Genomic DNA, 17,575 nt, shown 5'->3' with positions numbered 1-17,575 from the left:
GTGGTTCTATAATTAAATTCCGATATTACAGCTTCTTATTACTGTCGCGTTCTTTCAGTTCTACAAGTTTCTCAATAGCCTCTGCAGTTCCATCGATACCAAGCACGGAGCTGTCCAGGCTCATATGATAACTTTCTGCAGATCCCCATTTCTTATTGCTGTAGTAATTATAATAGCTTGCACGCTTTTTATCTGTTTTCATGATCATATCTTTTGCTTTTGCATCTGTCAGATCATAGATTCTGGCAATTCTGCGGATCCTTGCATCCAGATCGGCATGAATAAATACACTCAACAAATTCTCATTATCTTCCAATGCGTAATCTGCACATCTTCCTACAAGAATACACGGTCCTTCAGAAGCAATCTTCTTGATCGCATCAAACTGTGCAAGAAATACTTTATGGTTGATTGGCATATCCGCATAACTTCCGGATGAATATCCAAGAGAATAAGTATCCATTACAAGAGAATAAAGGAAACTGTTCGTTGGTTTCTCATCATGTGTCTCAAATAATTCTTCGCAGAGCCCACTTTCTTTTGCCGCTCTTGCAAGCATTTCTTTATCGTACAGCTTAATTCCAAGATCTTTTGCAACTTTATATCCGATCTCACGTCCGGCACTTCCAAATTGTCTTCCTATTGTAATGATTGTATTTGTTTTTTCCATATCCATCACGCTCCTTTTTTATACCTGCGTATACAAGAGAAGCTGAAGATAACAGGTTCTCTGTATATCTATTATTATACAATAATTCAAGTGAAATGTATATAATTTTTAGATAATTTATGCTTTTTTTCTAAGTATATCAAGAAGATTGTTAAAATACTCTGGAATTGGCGCATCTACTTCAATATATTCACCGGAGCGCGGATGAATGAAACCAAGCGTTTTTGCATGAAGTGTCTGACCGGTAAGTCCTGGAAATGGACATTTTTTCGGTCCGTACACCTGATCCCCTAACAGTGGATGTCCGATACTGGACATATGCACGCGGATTTGATGTGTACGTCCGGTCTCCAGCTTACATTGGATATAAGTATAATTGCCGAAACGCTCCAGTACTTTATAATGTGTTACTGCATGCCTGCTTTGCTTTGCATGCGTACTCATTTTTTTCCGGTCAATGGGATGTCTGCCGATCGGAGCATTTACGGTGCCTTCGTCTTCTTTTATATTGCCGTGTACAATTGCAATATAAATCCGGTGGATTGAGTGTTCTTTAAGCTGTTCAGACAGGTTCTGGTGTGCCAGATCGTTTTTACAGACGATCAGAGAGCCTGTCGTATCCATATCGATACGATGGACAATACCAGGTCTTAAATCACCATTGATTCCGGACAACTGATCTTTGCAATGATACAACAATGCGTTTACCAGCGTACCTGTATAATGGCCTGGAGCCGGATGGACAACCATCCCCTTTGGTTTATTTACAACGATAACATCCTTGTCTTCATACAGAATATCCAGTGGAAGTGCCTCAGGGAGGATATCCGGCTCTTTTAGCTCTGGAATGGACAAAGATATTACATCATCTGTAAGAAGCCTGTAATTGGATTTTACAGGCTTCTCATTGACAGTAATATGTGCATCTTTTATTAACTTCTGAATCCGTGATCGGGAAAGCTCCGGTGCTGCATCAGCGAGAAAACGGTCAATCCGAGCCCCGTTATTTTCCTTTTCGATTATGAAAGATCTGCTCAAGGTCTTCCTCCTTATAATAAAATAATAATAAAATAATCAGTCCAAATGCCGAAACCGTTACATAAATATCGGCAACATTAAATATAGGGAAATCAATGAGAGAAAAATAAAAGAAATCCACTACATAATGCCGGATCACACGATCGATCATATTACCGAACGCCCCTGCTAATATAAATACCGCACAGATACGAAGTGGCAAAAAATGTTTCGTCATCGGAACTGTCCTGTAAAAATATATGGAAAAAAACGCAATAAGAGCGACACAGAAAATAAAGAAAAACTGTTTGCCCTGCAGCATTCCAAAAGCAGCGCCTCTGTTTTCAAGATATTCAAGTTCAAATACATTCTTTATAACAATATAAGAATCGTGTCCTTTAAGATGCGTAAGTACCAGCAATTTGGTCCACTGATCAAATAAAACTCCGGCAGCAACTGCGATAATTGCAATGAAATAATGTACCGGACGTGATTGTTCTTTCTTCATAATTTTCCTCTTTTTCTTTTAAATATATTTTCTGACAGTTACCATATAACGCCCTTTTTTCGTAGCAGCAATTGTTTCTTCATACATGATCCTGCCGAGCCCGCGTACGGAAATAAAATCTCCCTCTTTCAGATGGCATCCGTTGCTTGTGATAAGCTTTCCATTTACAAATACTTTCCCAGCTTGAATATAAGCGGTCAGCTTGCTGCGGGACAATGGATATGCCACAGAAAGGATCGTATCCAGTCTTACCGACGGAACCGTCCCCTTTATCTGTTGGTATTTGGGTTCATAGGAAATGTCTCCTGGTTCCTGAATCTTAGTCTGTACTGTAGTGTGACGGATACGTGTCAGATTATCGGCGATAAAGTCAGCAATCTCCGGTTTAACAAATACGATTGCTCTCTGGCCGTCAATGAGAATATCGCCCATACGGCTTCTTTCAATACCAAGATTCATTAAAGCGCCAAGGTAATCTCGATGTGTCAGTGATTCTGAAAAATTCAGATTTAACGGTTCGATTATCACTGTTTTCATTGGATAAAAATATTCATAACAAAGAGCATCAGGTAGAAATGCAACCATCTGACGCTCTGCTGTGTCATACCCACCGTAAGTTTCGTAGGCAACCGGAAACTGATCCTTTGGCGTAGTATGAAGTATATTTAATTCATTCAGATTCAGAAAATCTGAAAATGTTACGATATCTCTCTGATAAGCCTGATTCGATAATTCAATCAGACGTTTTCTTAACATAAGTTCTTCTTTGTTCATAGCTTTGCTGTTAAAGATCCTTAAAATCTTGATCGCATGGAAGAAGCATCAAAAGAAGTATTTAAAAGATCCTGAAGATCACCGGAAATATCTACATCTGTCGGTGTTACCAGGAATATGTAATTTGAAATCTTCTGAAGATTACCGCTGATTGCAAACGCAGCTCCGGAAGTAAAGTCGATAATACGCTGAGCCACTTCCAGATCCAATCCTTCCAGATTCAGAATTACAGTTCTTCCACTCAGAAGTGTCTCTGTAATCTCGCGTGCATCTTCTACGGAATTTGGTTTGATAACACAAACTTCCATATTAACATTGCTTCTTCTTGCAGGCTGACGCATCGGAGTAACTTTATTGCTTGAATGAACCGGTTTTGTAGATTTTTCCGGAAGATCAAAGTCCTCTTCTGCTTCTTCATCATCAAAATCTTTTCCCTTATTATTTTTTTTGAAAAAGCTCTTTTTCGGTTTTTCTTCAAAATCGTCATCATACTCATCATCATAAAAGTCATCATCGTAATCTTCGTCATCGCTTAACTTCATGATGTCTAAAAACTTATCTAATACTCCCATTTTCAATAATCTCCTATCTTCCGTTTATACTTGAGCATAATTGCGCGCACCGAAAATACCTGTTCCGACACGAACCATTGTTGCCCCCTCTTCTACGGCTACTTGATAATCATTCGTCATACCCATAGAAAGTATACTCACATTAACATTATCAACGTTTTTCTTTGCAATGTCAACAGATAATTTACGTAAATCAGCGAAAACTGTACGATTTTTTTCTGGATTTTCTACAAATGGAGCAATTGTCATAAGTCCTTTTACCTGAATATGTTTTAAGTTTGCAATTTCATCAATGAAGCCGTCTACTTCTTCCGGCATAAGTCCGAATTTGCTTTCTTCTTTTGCAACATTGACTTCTACAAGAATGTTTGCGATCAGATCATGTTTCTGCGCTTCTTTGTCAATTGTCTCAGCAAGACGGATGGAATCTACAGAGTGGATCAGATCTACTTTATCAATAATATATTTGACTTTATTGCGCTGCAGATGACCGATCATATGCCAGTGTATATCTTTTGGAAGTGAGTCGTATTTTTCTGTCAGTTCCTGTACTTTGTTCTCTCCGAAGACACGGACACCAAGATCATAAGCTTCCTGAAGTGTCTCTACAGGTTTTGTTTTACTGACCGCGATCAGTGTTACATCCTCTCTGTTACGACCACTTTTTTTACATGCTTCCTGAATTTTTTCTTCTACGCTTTCCAGATTTTCTTTTAACATGTTGTACCTCCTTTATTCAAAGACGATATCATTATCCTGAACAGATTTACCGTCTAATGCAATATGGTCATAATTAGACAGACCATAATCGTTTCCCTCTTCCACAATGTAATATTCATCGCTCTTACATAAAATATTGATCTGTTTGAATACAGCATAACCTTTGTTAATATTATAAACGCCTTTCAGCGATTTTGTCTCACTTAATGTATATTTCTGTGTAGAATCCGGCTTGATTAGTACAGCCCCTTCTTTAAAATCAGCTGGATTCAGATAAACAAGTCCCTTTTTCGAATCGCGGTAATAAATCGTTTCGACCTGAAATTCCGCATTCTCCGATCCATTATCCAGCAGGACGCCCGTACTCTTGCTGTTGCCGCCCTGTGTCAGGTAATCTTCCGGAACTGCATAAAAATCTTTGGAAACAACAGAGGATTTTGGAATCTTAAGTCCTGATTCGTCTTCCAGTATAAGTTCCAGGTCAAGGAATCGTTCATCTGCATAACGGATCATCCCATTCCGGAAACTTAAATATGCAAGATAGCCTCCATCTTTCTCTTTGATCGTGAGACCTGCGGAAGCTGTTTCATTATCTTTCAGAAACCGCACTTTGACCATGGACTGCTTTTTCAGAGAATCTGCAGTTGTGGAATCCAGCGGAATGATCACTGTCCAGGAATCTCCTGTAACAAGACGGTATACCGGATTCTGCGCTTTTACATACTGGTTATTGGATAAAATCTTTTTTTCATAAGATTTACCGGAAATCATCTGCTCCGTGACCTGGTTCGCCGTCGTGCTTTCATATCCGTCATAAGAATAAAAAACAACGCCGTCCTTCGTTCCCTTATATACACTCACGGTTCCGGTATTGGAAGTCAGAATATCCGACAACTGTGCCTGACGATTCTGACTGGATTTGTTGTCCAGTACGGATTTTACAGAATCCTTTACGGAATATACATCCCGAAAAGAATCTTCTTTGAAATTCTCGCTGAAATTCTGAATCTTTACAAGCATCGCCTCTTCTTCTTCACTGCTCAGTTCATTTGTTTCAGTGGAAGTACTGTTATTTAGATTTAATTTCTTCGCAGATGATGTATAAACACTGGTTCTTGCACCGACTTTGCTCTCCTCCGGAGCAAAATAATTCACGTAGCCATCCCGGTCTGCGGTGATGGTACTCTCCTCACGAATTACAAATCCGGTATAAGTATTATCTTTTACAATGGATCCCTCTCTTACTTCATAAGCAGAAACATGCTTATTGGTCAGATACATCAGTACCGTTGCAAACAGGTAAATGAAAACAGCACCAAATATAATGATCCCGATATTTATATGTGTTTTTTTGCGGTAAACCGCAATATTTGTCATTTTGTTATCTGCCAAAATACAGCCCCCTATTTTTCATTTAGTGCAGCACCGTCAAGATATCCGGATAATCTTCCCTGATAATGCTCTCCGGCTATCATATGTGCTTCAAGTTCGTCTTTTAATTTCCACCAGCTTGTCTGCCAGTTGCAGAATACAGCATCTTTTTCCGGAATACGGCTGAAAAGCCGCTCTACTGCAATGCGTGGTTTCAGATACTCAAGAAATACCGTTACACGCCGGAAATATTCTTCTTTGGAACACAAAGTTATTGTACCATTTTCGTATTCTTCACACAACCGCGTGTTTTTTGCAATGTAAAGGGAATGTACCTTCACGCAATCATTAGAAAGAGCACTTAAGATTTTTGCGGTTTCGATGCTGTCTGTGATCGTATCTCCCGGCAGATTTAGTATTACATGTGTGCAAAGATCAAAACCGTATCGTTTTATCTGTATTGCGGCATCAATATATTCTGCAAGTGTATGTCCACGGTCAATCTTCAAAAGTGTATGATAATTTGCGGTCTGCAGTCCTAGTTCAATCGTGATATTGCAGTGGTATTGTTCAGAAACACTACGTAAAACATCAAGATATTCCACTTTGATACAATCCGGTCTTGTAGAGACAGCAAGCTCTGTAATATCTGGAAACTGTGCTGCTTCTTCCATATATTTCCGGAAATCATTAAGTGGAAGAAATGTATTTGTATAATTCTGGAAATAAGCGATATACTTCTTCGCTTTGTATTTCTTTGCAATATGTTCCTGATTTTTTGCAAGCTGTTCGGTAACGGTATAAACTGCATCTAAAGATTCAAATCCGGTTCCACATTCTGCGCAGAAGCTGCAGCCACGTTTGCCGTTTAAACGGTTTGGACAGGTGATTGGCAGATTAATTGGAAGCTTGTATACTTTCTCTCCATATTTATTTTTTAAATAATCCGAATAAGGATAGTATAACGGTGATTCTTTTACCATTTTGAATTTCGTCCCTCTAAAATAGAATAAAATGACAGATCCTGTATATTTTCCGTCATATTAGTAATACTAGCAAAAAGGAGGTATTTCTAATATGAAATGGTTTGACAATACATCATTAACACTTGTCATTATTGGCGCCGTCAATTGGCTTCTGATCGGTATTTTTCGCTTTGACTTTGTGGCATTTCTTTTTGGAAATCTGACATGGCTTTCCAGAATTATCTATACACTGGTAGGTCTCTGCGGGCTGTATCTGATCAGTCTGTATGGAAGAATCGGTTCCATGTCCGATTAATCATACACACAAAAGGGGCAATCATTTCTGGCTGCCCCTTACATATAAATTCTAATTTGTATTTGGTATCTGATCAATAATGGATGACATATCTTTATATAACAATTCTTTTGATGTAGCCCCCATTATAATCGATATATATGGTGCCTTCTCATCTGTCTGGTCAAGAAGAACAAGGCAGTTTCCAGCTTTTGCGGTAGTTCCGGTCTTACCGCCTACTACAGTCGCTCCTGATGGGCGTTTAGCTTCTCCGGTTGCATAGTAGTTCGTCGGTTTCCAGGTTACTTTTCGTGTTGTTCCATTGGCACTCTGAATGTCCGCAGTATAAGATGATCTTCCGATGATATCTGTAAACTCTTTGTGTTTGACACATTCATTGAAGATCAGATAAATATCATAGGCAGTCGTATAATGGTTCTCATCATGTAATCCGCTTGGATTTGCAAAATGAGTGTTAGTAGCCATTAATTCCTGTGCTTTCTTATTCATCATATCTGCGAAGCCTTCGATACTTCCGCCAATGTAATAAGCGATTGCCTCTGCATTGTCATTGCCGGAATACAGAAGTAATCCGTTTAACAACGCTTCCAGTGTCAGTTTATCTCCTTTGTGGATTCCGCAGGTCTGTTCATCGGCTGCAAAATCTGAGGAATCTACTTCTACGGTGACCTCTTCGGATAGATCTGCACTCTCTATTGCAACAAGAGCCGTCATAATCTTCGTAATACTTGCAGGATACATCTTTGCAGTTGCATTATATGCATACGTGGTCTTAGAATTGTTCACATCAAACAGCGCCGCAGCTTTATACGTGGAACTGTCCGGAGCACCGGACATCTCTGTATCGCCATTCACAAGACACAGATCCTTTGCAAATAATTCACCGGTATATATTGCTTTATTATACTGCTTCTTTTCATAGGCATAGACAAGCTGTTTCGTTCCCATTCCGCCGGAAATGATAAGATAGCCGGCAACAACACATAACACAAGAAAGATTCCTGTCATCAGGCGCAGTGTCCGCTGACGTTGTCTTCTCCTTCTGGAATATGATTTCTTTTTTCTGTTATTATCGGTACATTTCACGCCAGTCAAGATCTCCTCTGTCAATTGATAAAATAATAAGTTCAGCCGTAGCAAGATTCGTTGCTAACGGAATATTATAAGTATCGCACATCCGAATCACATCATTAAGATCCGGATCGTTTGGCTTCGGTGCATATGGTTCTCTTAAGAAAATCAGTGCATCGATATCATTCTGTGCGATCTGTGCTCCTAACTGCTGCTGTCCCCCCAGGGAACCTGCAAGATATTTGTGAATATTAAGATTCGTCACTTCCTCGATCAAACGTCCGGTCGTCCCGGTTGCATATAAATGATGTCTGCTTAAAATACCTCTGTATGCGATACAAAAATTCTGCATTAATGTTTTCTTTGAATCGTGTGCAATTAGACCTATGTTCATTGTATTCTCTCCTTATTTGTATTTTTTCGGCTGTAAACCAACATTCAATACAATTCCGATACCAATGTACAGACTGACAAGAGAAGTCATTCCGTAACTGACAAACGGAAGTGGAACTCCTGTGTTCGGAATCAATCCTGTCGCAACACCGATATTGATAAAGCTCTGGACTCCTATGAGTCCGCCTACCCCGCAGCAGATGATCCTCCCTGCGAGGTCCTTCGCTCGAATTCCTATCAGAATACATTGTAGCACAATTAATAATAATAAAGCAATAACAACGCAACTTCCAATGAAACCTAATTCTTCACCTATGATCGCAAAAATAAAATCAGTCTGTGGCTCCAGAATAAAGTTACCATTTTTTACAGAGGTTGTTGTATTATTATTCAGTCCTTTTCCGGAAAGCTGTCCGGAACCAATTGCCATAACAGAGTTGTTCTGCTGATAGGCTCCATCATCTGCATATTTATCCGGTTCAAGGAAGGAAAGAATACGTTCCTGCTGGTAATCTTTCAGGAATGGCTGGTTCGGCTGCACAACAATGCTCAAAAAGATAATTGCTGTCGGAATCAGAATTATCAAAACAGTTCCGATAAAGCGGTAACTGAGTCCTGCAATATAAATCAGAAAACAGATTACCACAGCAGTACAGATCGTTGTGGAAAGGTTTGGCTCCATAATGATAAGCGCCAACGGTAATCCCGCAAGAATCGCATATTTGCAAAGTGTGCTACGGTCGTTTACATCCCGTTCATGTTCCATCAGGAACTTTGCGAAAAAAAGTATCAGCAGGATCTTTGCCATCTCAGATGGCTGGAAGGTAGTAAATCCCAGATCGATCCATCTAGTCGCTCCGCCGACCTTTTTACCTGCAACAAGTACCAGCCCCAGTATAAAAATAGAAAAGCCATAGAAAAACCAGTAAAAATCAAGCAGCCAGACATAATCAATGAATGTGACGATCATCATAAAGACAATTCCGATCATGACCCCCAGTACCTGACGGCTTTGATATACCTGCTTGGCACTTCCTACAACAAGTATTCCAATTACAGATAAGATAAAAACAAGTGTAACTAATGTAAAATTGTAATCTCTTAACCGATACGGTTTCGTAAATTTTGGTAATTTCACTCTTCTTCTCCTGAAAAACTAATTAAAATTTGTGTTCTGAATATTTCTACTTTAAAATCCTCTTCTGTAAATTCCATATACTTGGAAAGCGTCTCATACAATTCCCGACATATTTTATCATAAGAATCTGGTGTGCATTTCACCCTGTCGCTGGTAACCAGTGCTTTTAAACGGTTTTTTGCAACAAAAACAGAAGATTTTTTTAACATAGGCTCTGCCTCCTACCCTTTCCGGAAAATTCCAGAAAGCTTTGAAAAGAATTTGTGGCTGCTGTTAAGATCCATAAATGGAACATCTTCACCCATAATTCTTCTGCTGATATTACGATACGCTTTTCCAGCCAGAGAGTCAATTCCGATGACGGGTTCTCCCTGGTTTGTGCCAATGACGACGTGTTCATCATCCGGCAATGCACCGATCAGAGGGATCGACAGAATCTCTGTCACATCATCCACGGACATCATATCGCCGCGTCTGACCATATCCATGCGGATCCGGTTAATGATCAATGCGTTATCCCTGAGACCGCTTTTTTCCAGCAGTCCGATGATACGGTCTGCGTCACGGATCGCAGACACTTCCGGAGTTGTGACTACAAGTGCGCGGTCAGCACCTGCGATCGCATTATGGAAGCCCTGCTCAATTCCCGCCGGGCAATCCAGCAGGATATAATCAAAATCTTCTTTTAATTCAGAAGTCAGCTTTTTCATTTGTCCCGGTGATATTGCCGACTTGTCCTTCGTCTGTGCAGAAGGCAGAAGATATAGATTCTCATATCGTTTATCTCTTATAAGCGCCTGTTTTAAGCGGCAGGAGCCTTCGATCACATCTACCAGGTTGTATACGATGAGATTTTCCAGTCCCATGACTACATCCAGGTTCCGAAGGCCGAGATCGGTATCGATCACGACAACCTTCTTGCCGGCTTCTGATAAGCCGGCACCGATATTTGCTGTTGTAGTTGTTTTACCTACACCGCCTTTTCCTGAAGTAATTACAATAACCTCGCCCATGAATAACTTCCTCCTATTACTGGTTTTACTTCGATCTCACCGATTCGAAGCAATTCTGGCTTCATATCAATTGCTGCGATCATCGCATTATAATCTCCAGTTGCGCCTGCAATGACTGTTCCGTATATCGTCCCGGTCACTGTAACGCTGCCCTTACATATGACAGTTGCGCCTGTCTCAATATCTCCAACAATTACAATGCTTTTATCCGCTTCAAGGATGGCACGTCCTCTCAGATTGCCTCTGTAGAACAGTCCATACTCTGTGTGTATTGTCTCTGCGGAGTCATAAGCTTCACCTGCTGTATCATTAGAAGTATTGTCTCTTGTCTTACGGCACAGATGTCTGCCAGACACCGGAGTATCTGTTATAGTATGTGTTTCCTGTGTATTATCTTCCGTGTCTGTCAGGCACAGAATCTGAATCCCGGCAGATTCTTCAATTGTCTCTGCCATTGCCTGTTCTTCCTCTTTCGTAAACGTACGCCCTTCAAAAGTTACTACCATACATGCATGATTAAAAAAATGAGTAAATGCATGCAGTTTTTCGTGAACCCGTTCTCTTAACAGATCAAACGGAAGTTCCGGATCAAAACGAAGAGTCATACCATATCTGTTACTTTTGATCAGAACAGGATCTTTCACATAGAACCACCTCTTTCTTTTAGTCGCCTCCGGAACCGCTTCCAATCGTTGCAGCTTCTCCGGTGATGATCTTCTTCTTGTCGCCTTTGTTGTAATAGTATTTCATAACATCTCTTCCGACTTCGGCCGCACGGGAAGAGCTGTATCCGTTTGCAATACGGATTGCCCATGCGACTTCCGGAGAATTGCTTGGCGCAAATCCGACAAACAATCCATGATCCGGATGTGTCTTTCCCTGCTGTGCAGTACCGGTTTTACCGGAAATTGCGAGATTTGTATGATTCAGGCTCGAGAAAATATCATTATGTTCCAGAAGTACCACATTACGCATACCTGTGTGTACTGCACTCCAAGTGGAATCCGGAACATCTGTGATCTTATTCTTTACTTTGGCTTTGTAAGATTTGATCCTCTTTCCTTTAACATTGGTTACTTTATCAAGAACTGTCAAATTGTATACAGTTCCTTTATTTGCAACAGTTGTAATATATCTTGCAAGCTGGCTGGTCGTGTAGTTATTTGTACCTTGTCCAATTGCTGACGGAACAGAAGAATCATCAGAAATCTGTGGCTGCGCCTCCGGAATCTCAATACCGGAAGTACTTCCAAGTCCGAATTTTTTCGCATATTTCTTCAGTACATTAAGTCCACGGTCGCTGGAATAATAAGAAGAAGTTGCTTTTCCTTCTGCATTGTCTGACTGTATCTGATTCAGTCCATTCTGTTTCAGACTCAGACGGTATCCGACTTCATAGAAGAAGCTGTTGCAGGAATGCTGGATTGCCTGTGAGACGTTCAGACTTCCATGCGCACTCGGATAAGCCCAGCATTTTGGATTCGGTGTTACTTTCTTATAAATACCGGAACAATTAATAATAGATGATGTTGTAATAACACCTTCCGATAATCCGGCAATTGCAGACAGTGGCTTGTATGTGGAACCGGGCGCTGTCTTTTCCTGCGTTGCACTGTTATATAACGGTCTGGAACTGTCATTTAACAGCTTGCTGTAATAATTGGAATCCATTGTATTTGCCAGCTTGTTATTGTCATATCCCGGATAAGATACACATGCCAGCACATCTCCATTATTTGGATCCGTCATGACAAGTGAGCCTGTAGATGGTTCCAGTCCCAGCTCGCCCGGCGTGATTTCCAGTTTCTTGATCTTTGCACGGATAAAATCATAAGAGCCAAGACTACCGGCTTTTAACTGTGCATACTGTGCATCACTCTTCTTCAGCACATTCTGCTCATATAACATCAGACAAATCTGGCGTCCGGTGATTGTACCGGCTTTGATCATGTACTTGTATATCATCTTATCAAAACTGCTGTTTGATTTCAGTCCGTCCATGATATACGAAACAAGTGCTTTGTATAGCTCTGTAGAATCCGAATATTTTCCGCTCTTCGGCATATAATTTGTTAATTTTGAAGTATCAATCCAGTTCTTGGAAATCGCATAGTTCAGATACTTTTTAATGTTGATTGTCTCAGAATCATGCCATGCTTTGTAAGTTTTGTCACTGGAATCGATTTTTCCTGAAAGCAGTACTTTATTATTGCTTGTCAGCATATCATTAACAAGGTAACTCAAGTATGCCTGATATTCCTTTGACTGATCTTTATATGCGGCAGCACCTGAACTGTTTAACATTTTTTTGAGCTTTTTAAGCACGGCTTTTTTATTGGATGAAAATGTTTTGTGAACTGCCTTTTCTGTAGACTTGGCATCATCATCCGAAAAATGTGTCATATCCAGAATATCATTGGAAATGAAGGAATTATATACATCACCAACCGGAATGATCACATCACTTCCGTCGGATACCTTCGTACGGTCATAATTCAAAGTATTCTGCAATTTACTTAATATAATTCCGGCAAGTTCCTGTTCCAGAATATTATAAGCTGCAACCTGCAGATCCGCATCAATTGTAAGATAAAGGTCGTTTCCTGCTTTTGCCTTCTTGCCCTGAACAGTATCCAGAACTTTACCTACGTTATTAACATACAGCTTGACTGTTCCTTTTTTACCTTTTAAGGTTGTATCCATTGTTTTTTCAATACCGGCTTTACCAACGGTATCGGTCTTATCGTATTCTTTCTGTTTTTTTTGGCTCAACGCATCGTATTCTTCCGTAGAAATCTGTCCGGTATAACCGATCAGATTGGCGAAACATTTGCTGTTCGTATATTTACGGAGTGATTTCTCATCGATATTGACTCCCTGTAAATGATCCATATTTTCCATTACATCTGCAACGGTATCATCGCTGACATCTTCTGCAATCGTTGTTGCAATGTATTTCTGATAACTGTTCAAAGCGATCGCATAGCGAATATTGATCAGCTTAAGAACACTCTGCTTATCCAGCTTCTTCTCATTGATTCCGTAACCACTCCGCTTGTCTGTGCAGAGGTAATGGATAATATCTGCAGCAGATTCATTTTTCTGCTCTTTGCTGAGCTCATCGATCGTCCTCTTGCCGTAAACATCGGCAACAAAACGAAGTCTCTGTGTATCTGATTCTGCGGCAAATACATATTCTTTATCCTTGTCAAGAATAATACCAAAGTTATTGATCACCGTATCACTATTTGATTCAACCATCTTGATTACCGTTGTGATGATCTTGTTCAGAGCTTTGTTCTTTTCTTTTAAAGTATCATACTCTCCGTTATCTTCAATCGTAACAGAATATGCCAGTTCATTATAAGCAAGCAGCTTTCCGTTACGGTCATAAATATTCCCGCGGGTACCTTCAACATCTTTTGTTTTCTGGATTTGCAGTTTATAGTTATCCAGATATTCCTGCCCTTTTACAATCTGCAAATAAAAGACACGCTGTACCAAAACCGCAGACATAATACAGAATACAACAACGGCAACAAATATTCTGGATTTAAATATTTCTGCAATACGATCTCTCAATCGTTCGAATAAATTAGACAAATTTACTAGCACTCCTTTGTTCTTCTGATTCAAGTTTTCGGTTAATATGAAGGATCACCTGATAAAGGATCAGGGTTACCAGTATGGTGTATACAAGTTCCGGTATAATAATACTGAACAGGTATGTTCCAAATGCAAAGTCTCCCTGCAGCATATATACAAATACATAGATACAGATTCCATATAAGAATTCGCTTGCGGAGATCAGTACGATCGGAAGTTTGATATCTTCATCGTAAAAAAGGCGCTCAAACGAACCGTTCAGATATCCGATCACGGTATATAGCAGTGTATGAAATCCAAGGAGCTGTCCCCAGAATATATCTACTAAAAGTCCGGATATGGCACCGACAGCTATTCCGGATTTGCGTCCTCTCATAAATCCGAAGGAGGACGTTACTACGAGCATAAGATTCGGACTTACTGCACCGAATTTCAGTTTGACAAATAGCGTACTTTGCAAAAGGAAACTGATTAATATGATGAAAAAAGTAATTACTTTTCTTTTCATGAATCCTTACTCCTTCTTACTTCTTTTTTGACCGGCTGCTGATCATCTCCTGCTTGGTTTTTGTAATGACAAGCACTTCCTGGATCTTGCTGTAATCAACAGCTGGTGTAATATAACCAGAACGCGTCAGATTGTTGGAATCTACCTTCACTTCACTGACATATCCGATAAACAGTCCCTGTAAGTAGCGGTCACTGACGTGGGATGTGACAACCTGCTCTCCCACTTCAATCTTATTGTCGTTATTGGCAAGTTTTTCAAAACGGAGTCGTCCGTCAGAGGCAAGTTTTAAATCTCCGCGGACAATACAGGTATCTGAAGTAGAAAGCATCATTGCACTGACATTGCTTGCATCATCAATCAATGCACGAACTCTTGCATAATGTGGTCCGACTTCTGTGACAATACCGACCAGACCGCTTCCGGCAAGAACGTTGCAGTTCTTTTTGATACCGTCTTTGCTTCCCTTATCAATTATAAAATCACTGAACCAGTTCGTGCCATTATCGGCAATGACATGCGCTCCGATTTTCTTATAATCCGAGTAGTTTTCATCCAGTTTGTATAACTGCTTGAGCCTGTCCAGTTCATACTGTTCCTGACGGAGCCTTGTATTATCGGTTGTAAGCTCATCTACTTTTTTCTGTAATTTTTTGTTTTCCTTCGTCATATCTTTCATTGTCTGAAAGTTTTTGGATACGTCACTCATCCATGTACCGGCATAGCTGATCCCTTTTTCCATTGGAATAACCGTATAGTTGGCAACAAAAGTAACCGGACCGGCATGGCCGGTAAAATGTTCAATTCCCATCAGAAGTATACAGACAACCGCTATGATCAGAAGCCAGTATTTGCTTGGAAGTGACGATTGATTCTTTATCTTCATATTATCTCATCCACCTATAATTTTGATCTAACATTGAGTATGCAAGTTTGCTTAATTCTTTTGATTTAATGATTTTCTCTAATCCGTTTACGACACAAATGTCCGGTTCCGACGACGTCGATGTATGGATACCGGTTGCCTTCTCGATATAGGTCTCAAGTCCCGGCATATATGCCATGCCACCAGTCAGGTAGATCCCGTTCTCATGAATCGCTTTGCGTACTTCCGGTGGTGTCCTGTCAAGTAAGGAATGAATGGCGCGTACGCAGTCCAGCAAAGGATCACGAAGCGCTGCACGGATCAATGTATAAGAAATTGTCTTACGCATTGGAAGTCCTGTGATTAGATCACGTCCTGCAACAGACAGTGCTGCATCTTTCTCGCCGGTAAAAACGCCGAAACGTTTTCTTAAGATCTCAGCTGTATGATGACCGATCAGGAAATCATGGCTGTGCCGCACCAGATTAACGATTGCCTGGTCATAGGCTGTTCCGCCGAGCTTTAACAGCCGGTTCAAAACCATACCGCCTTCTGCAAGAACCGATAGTTCTGTCGTCTCACCGCCAAAATTCACGATAAGCACACCCTTTGTCTCTTTGACATCAAGTCCGAGCCCGACTGCATCTGCAATGGAACGCTCCACGATATTTACTTCTTTTGCCTTTGCAGTAGAATGGATCACCAGGTCAAAGAATGCCTTTTTCTCAACTTCTGTCACATCCGTCGGAACTGCGATTACATATTCCGAACCTCTGGCGAACTGTCTTCCTTTCTTCAACAGATTCTGGAGCAAAAACTGCATATCATTAAAATGGGAAATTACACCCTCCTTCATTGGAAATACAACATTAATGTTGTCCGGTGCTTTCTCATACATGCCATATGCATCATCTCCGACAGCGAAAATCTCCGTACCGTCTTTGATCGCAATTACATCTTTTTCTTTCCAGATCGTATCTTTTTTCTTATCATATACCTTGATCTCATAAGATCCAAGATCCAGTCCGTAAGTATTTCTTGCCATCTGATATTTATCCTTTCTCAAGCATTTTCTAATAGTCCTTCTTCGCGAAAGCTCATATAACAATGATTGCCAATAATAATATGATCTAACAAATCAATTCCAACCAGCGCTCCTGCCTGTGCGATACGACCTGTGATCAGTCGGTCATCCGCGCTCGGAGTCGGATCTCCGCTCGGATGATTATGTAACAGCACAATGGATACAGCTTCCTGTTTCAAAGCTTCCACAAAAAGCTCTCGCGGCGTAATGATCGATGCTTTCACTGTTCCTTTTGAAATGTTTCGTTCACAGATCAGTTCCGCTTTTGTATTCAGCATCAGAAGTTTCATAACTTCCTGACTCTCATGCCGTAAATCTTCCATATAATAATCAGCTATTGATGTGGGGGATGAAAATCTGAGATGCTCTTTCGCAGACGCTTTTGCCAATCGTTTTGCCAGCTCTGACAGACACAGAATCTGTATGGCTTTCACTTTCCCTATTCCCTTAAGCTTAAGAAGCCTGGGTAAGGAAAAATGGTGAATACCCAGAATCCCGTTCTGACCGGAATCATATAAGATCCTTTTCGCCAGTTCAACAGCATTCTCACCTTTGGTCCCCGTACGGAGAAACACTGCCAGAAGTTCGATATCTGTCAAACTCTCCGGTCCCATCTCCACACATTTCTCATAAGGCCGTTCCACACTTGGAATTTCTTTCATGGTATTTGATTGATTCATCTCATCTTTAGATTCGTACGACGATCCCTTTAAAATCTTAAATTAAAGGAAACGATAAATGAAAATTGCTACAATCACGCCAATGATGCTTGCAATGGTAATTTTAATTGTAAGTCCGAATGTCACAACAAGCAGTCCCAGATTCAGAACCACCGGATCATCCAGTCCGAACGTCTGTCCATAGCTGAGCCAGTTCAGTGAAGATACACCGTCTGCCAGCATGCCAATAAAACCACCAAGAACAATCCCTGCCAGTAATAGCAGAAATAAAGCCCAGGCGTTTTTGCCTCCTTTTCCCTTCATA

Annotated in this window: 21 protein-coding genes; 1 reads left to right on the top strand and 20 read right to left on the bottom strand. The window is 40.5% G+C overall.

Features of this window, described 5'->3' with window-relative positions:
* Positions 1-25 precede the first annotated feature (25 nt).
* From H8S07_RS02535 to H8S07_RS02500, 8 genes are all read right to left on the bottom strand, one after another.
* A complete protein-coding gene (locus H8S07_RS02535; protein ID WP_021860982.1) occupies positions 26-670 on the bottom strand; it encodes a cytidylate kinase-like family protein in 645 nt (214 codons plus the stop codon).
* A 117-nt stretch (positions 671-787) separates the two neighbouring features.
* The gene (locus tag H8S07_RS02530; protein ID WP_118287870.1) at positions 788-1,708 is read right to left on the bottom strand and encodes an RluA family pseudouridine synthase; all 921 of its coding nucleotides are present in this window, start codon (positions 1,706-1,708) and stop codon (positions 788-790) included.
* Positions 1,674-2,195 (bottom strand): signal peptidase II, encoded by a 522-nt coding sequence (gene lspA / locus H8S07_RS02525; RefSeq protein WP_118287871.1) that lies wholly within the window; start codon positions 2,193-2,195, stop codon positions 1,674-1,676. The genes H8S07_RS02530 and lspA overlap by 35 nt, the downstream gene beginning before the upstream one ends.
* Before the next feature lie 18 nt (positions 2,196-2,213).
* Positions 2,214-2,969, bottom strand: a complete 756-nt coding sequence (locus H8S07_RS02520; RefSeq protein ID WP_118287872.1) for a YlmH family RNA-binding protein — start codon at positions 2,967-2,969, stop codon at positions 2,214-2,216.
* A gap of 20 nt (positions 2,970-2,989) precedes the next feature.
* A complete protein-coding gene (locus tag H8S07_RS02515; RefSeq protein ID WP_021860986.1) occupies positions 2,990-3,541 on the bottom strand; it encodes a cell division protein SepF in 552 nt (183 codons plus the stop codon).
* Between the two features lie 24 nt (positions 3,542-3,565).
* On the bottom strand, positions 3,566-4,261 hold the full coding sequence (locus tag H8S07_RS02510; protein WP_021860987.1) for a YggS family pyridoxal phosphate-dependent enzyme: 696 nt from the start codon (positions 4,259-4,261) through the stop codon (positions 3,566-3,568).
* A 12-nt stretch (positions 4,262-4,273) separates the two neighbouring features.
* Complete coding sequence (locus tag H8S07_RS02505) at positions 4,274-5,653, bottom strand: HlyD family efflux transporter periplasmic adaptor subunit (RefSeq protein WP_118287873.1); 1,380 nt, start codon at positions 5,651-5,653, stop codon at positions 4,274-4,276.
* A gap of 11 nt (positions 5,654-5,664) precedes the next feature.
* Positions 5,665-6,615, bottom strand: a complete 951-nt coding sequence (locus H8S07_RS02500; RefSeq protein ID WP_118287874.1) for a TIGR01212 family radical SAM protein — start codon at positions 6,613-6,615, stop codon at positions 5,665-5,667.
* A 94-nt stretch (positions 6,616-6,709) separates the two neighbouring features.
* Here H8S07_RS02500 and H8S07_RS02495 point away from each other — a divergent pair, with 94 nt between their 5' ends.
* Positions 6,710-6,913, top strand: coding sequence for a DUF378 domain-containing protein (locus tag H8S07_RS02495; protein WP_021860990.1), 204 nt, complete (start codon positions 6,710-6,712; stop codon positions 6,911-6,913).
* Positions 6,914-6,964: 51 nt separating this feature from the next.
* Here the strand turns inward: H8S07_RS02495 and H8S07_RS02490 are convergent, their stop codons facing one another.
* The 12 genes from H8S07_RS02490 to H8S07_RS02435 are packed head-to-tail and all read right to left on the bottom strand — an operon-like array spanning position 6,965 to position 17,574.
* The gene (locus H8S07_RS02490) at positions 6,965-7,999 is read right to left on the bottom strand and encodes a D-alanyl-D-alanine carboxypeptidase family protein (RefSeq protein ID WP_021860991.1); all 1,035 of its coding nucleotides are present in this window, start codon (positions 7,997-7,999) and stop codon (positions 6,965-6,967) included.
* Positions 7,983-8,378, bottom strand: a complete 396-nt coding sequence (gene mgsA, locus H8S07_RS02485; protein ID WP_021860992.1) for a methylglyoxal synthase — start codon at positions 8,376-8,378, stop codon at positions 7,983-7,985. Before mgsA ends, H8S07_RS02490 begins: the two co-directional genes overlap by 17 nt.
* 12 nt (positions 8,379-8,390) lie before the next feature.
* A complete protein-coding gene (locus H8S07_RS02480; protein ID WP_118287875.1) occupies positions 8,391-9,515 on the bottom strand; it encodes an FtsW/RodA/SpoVE family cell cycle protein in 1,125 nt (374 codons plus the stop codon).
* Positions 9,512-9,724 (bottom strand): cell division topological specificity factor MinE, encoded by a 213-nt coding sequence (locus tag H8S07_RS02475; protein ID WP_118287876.1) that lies wholly within the window; start codon positions 9,722-9,724, stop codon positions 9,512-9,514. Before H8S07_RS02475 ends, H8S07_RS02480 begins: the two co-directional genes overlap by 4 nt.
* A 12-nt stretch (positions 9,725-9,736) precedes the next feature.
* Positions 9,737-10,528 carry a septum site-determining protein MinD gene (minD, locus tag H8S07_RS02470; protein ID WP_021860995.1) on the bottom strand — a complete coding sequence of 264 codons (792 nt, stop codon included), beginning with the start codon at positions 10,526-10,528 and terminating at the stop codon, positions 9,737-9,739.
* Entirely contained in the window at positions 10,510-11,172 is a 663-nt protein-coding gene (locus H8S07_RS02465; RefSeq protein WP_021860996.1) for a septum site-determining protein MinC, read from the bottom strand. Before H8S07_RS02465 ends, minD begins: the two co-directional genes overlap by 19 nt.
* Positions 11,173-11,191: 19 nt before the next feature.
* Entirely contained in the window at positions 11,192-14,131 is a 2,940-nt protein-coding gene (locus H8S07_RS02460; RefSeq protein WP_186855355.1) for a penicillin-binding transpeptidase domain-containing protein, read from the bottom strand.
* A complete protein-coding gene (mreD, locus tag H8S07_RS02455; RefSeq protein ID WP_021860998.1) occupies positions 14,124-14,642 on the bottom strand; it encodes a rod shape-determining protein MreD in 519 nt (172 codons plus the stop codon). The genes H8S07_RS02460 and mreD overlap by 8 nt, the downstream gene beginning before the upstream one ends.
* 16 nt (positions 14,643-14,658) lie before the next feature.
* The gene (gene mreC, locus H8S07_RS02450) at positions 14,659-15,528 is read right to left on the bottom strand and encodes a rod shape-determining protein MreC (RefSeq protein WP_021860999.1); all 870 of its coding nucleotides are present in this window, start codon (positions 15,526-15,528) and stop codon (positions 14,659-14,661) included.
* Between the two features lies 1 nt (position 15,529).
* On the bottom strand, positions 15,530-16,552 hold the full coding sequence (locus H8S07_RS02445; RefSeq protein ID WP_021861000.1) for a rod shape-determining protein: 1,023 nt from the start codon (positions 16,550-16,552) through the stop codon (positions 15,530-15,532).
* 17 nt (positions 16,553-16,569) lie between these two features.
* Positions 16,570-17,271 carry a RadC family protein gene (gene radC / locus H8S07_RS02440; RefSeq protein WP_117537200.1) on the bottom strand — a complete coding sequence of 234 codons (702 nt, stop codon included), beginning with the start codon at positions 17,269-17,271 and terminating at the stop codon, positions 16,570-16,572.
* A 42-nt stretch (positions 17,272-17,313) separates the two neighbouring features.
* Positions 17,314-17,574 carry a DUF4321 domain-containing protein gene (locus H8S07_RS02435; protein ID WP_021861002.1) on the bottom strand — a complete coding sequence of 87 codons (261 nt, stop codon included), beginning with the start codon at positions 17,572-17,574 and terminating at the stop codon, positions 17,314-17,316.
* Position 17,575: the final 1 nt, after the last annotated feature.

Source organism: Dorea hominis, from assembly GCF_014287705.1.
In the GTDB taxonomy this organism is placed as follows: Bacteria; Bacillota; Clostridia; order Lachnospirales; family Lachnospiraceae; genus Dorea_D; species Dorea_D hominis.
The sequence above is the reverse complement of the archived record's forward strand: the minus strand, read 5'-3'. Positions and strand labels throughout refer to the sequence as shown.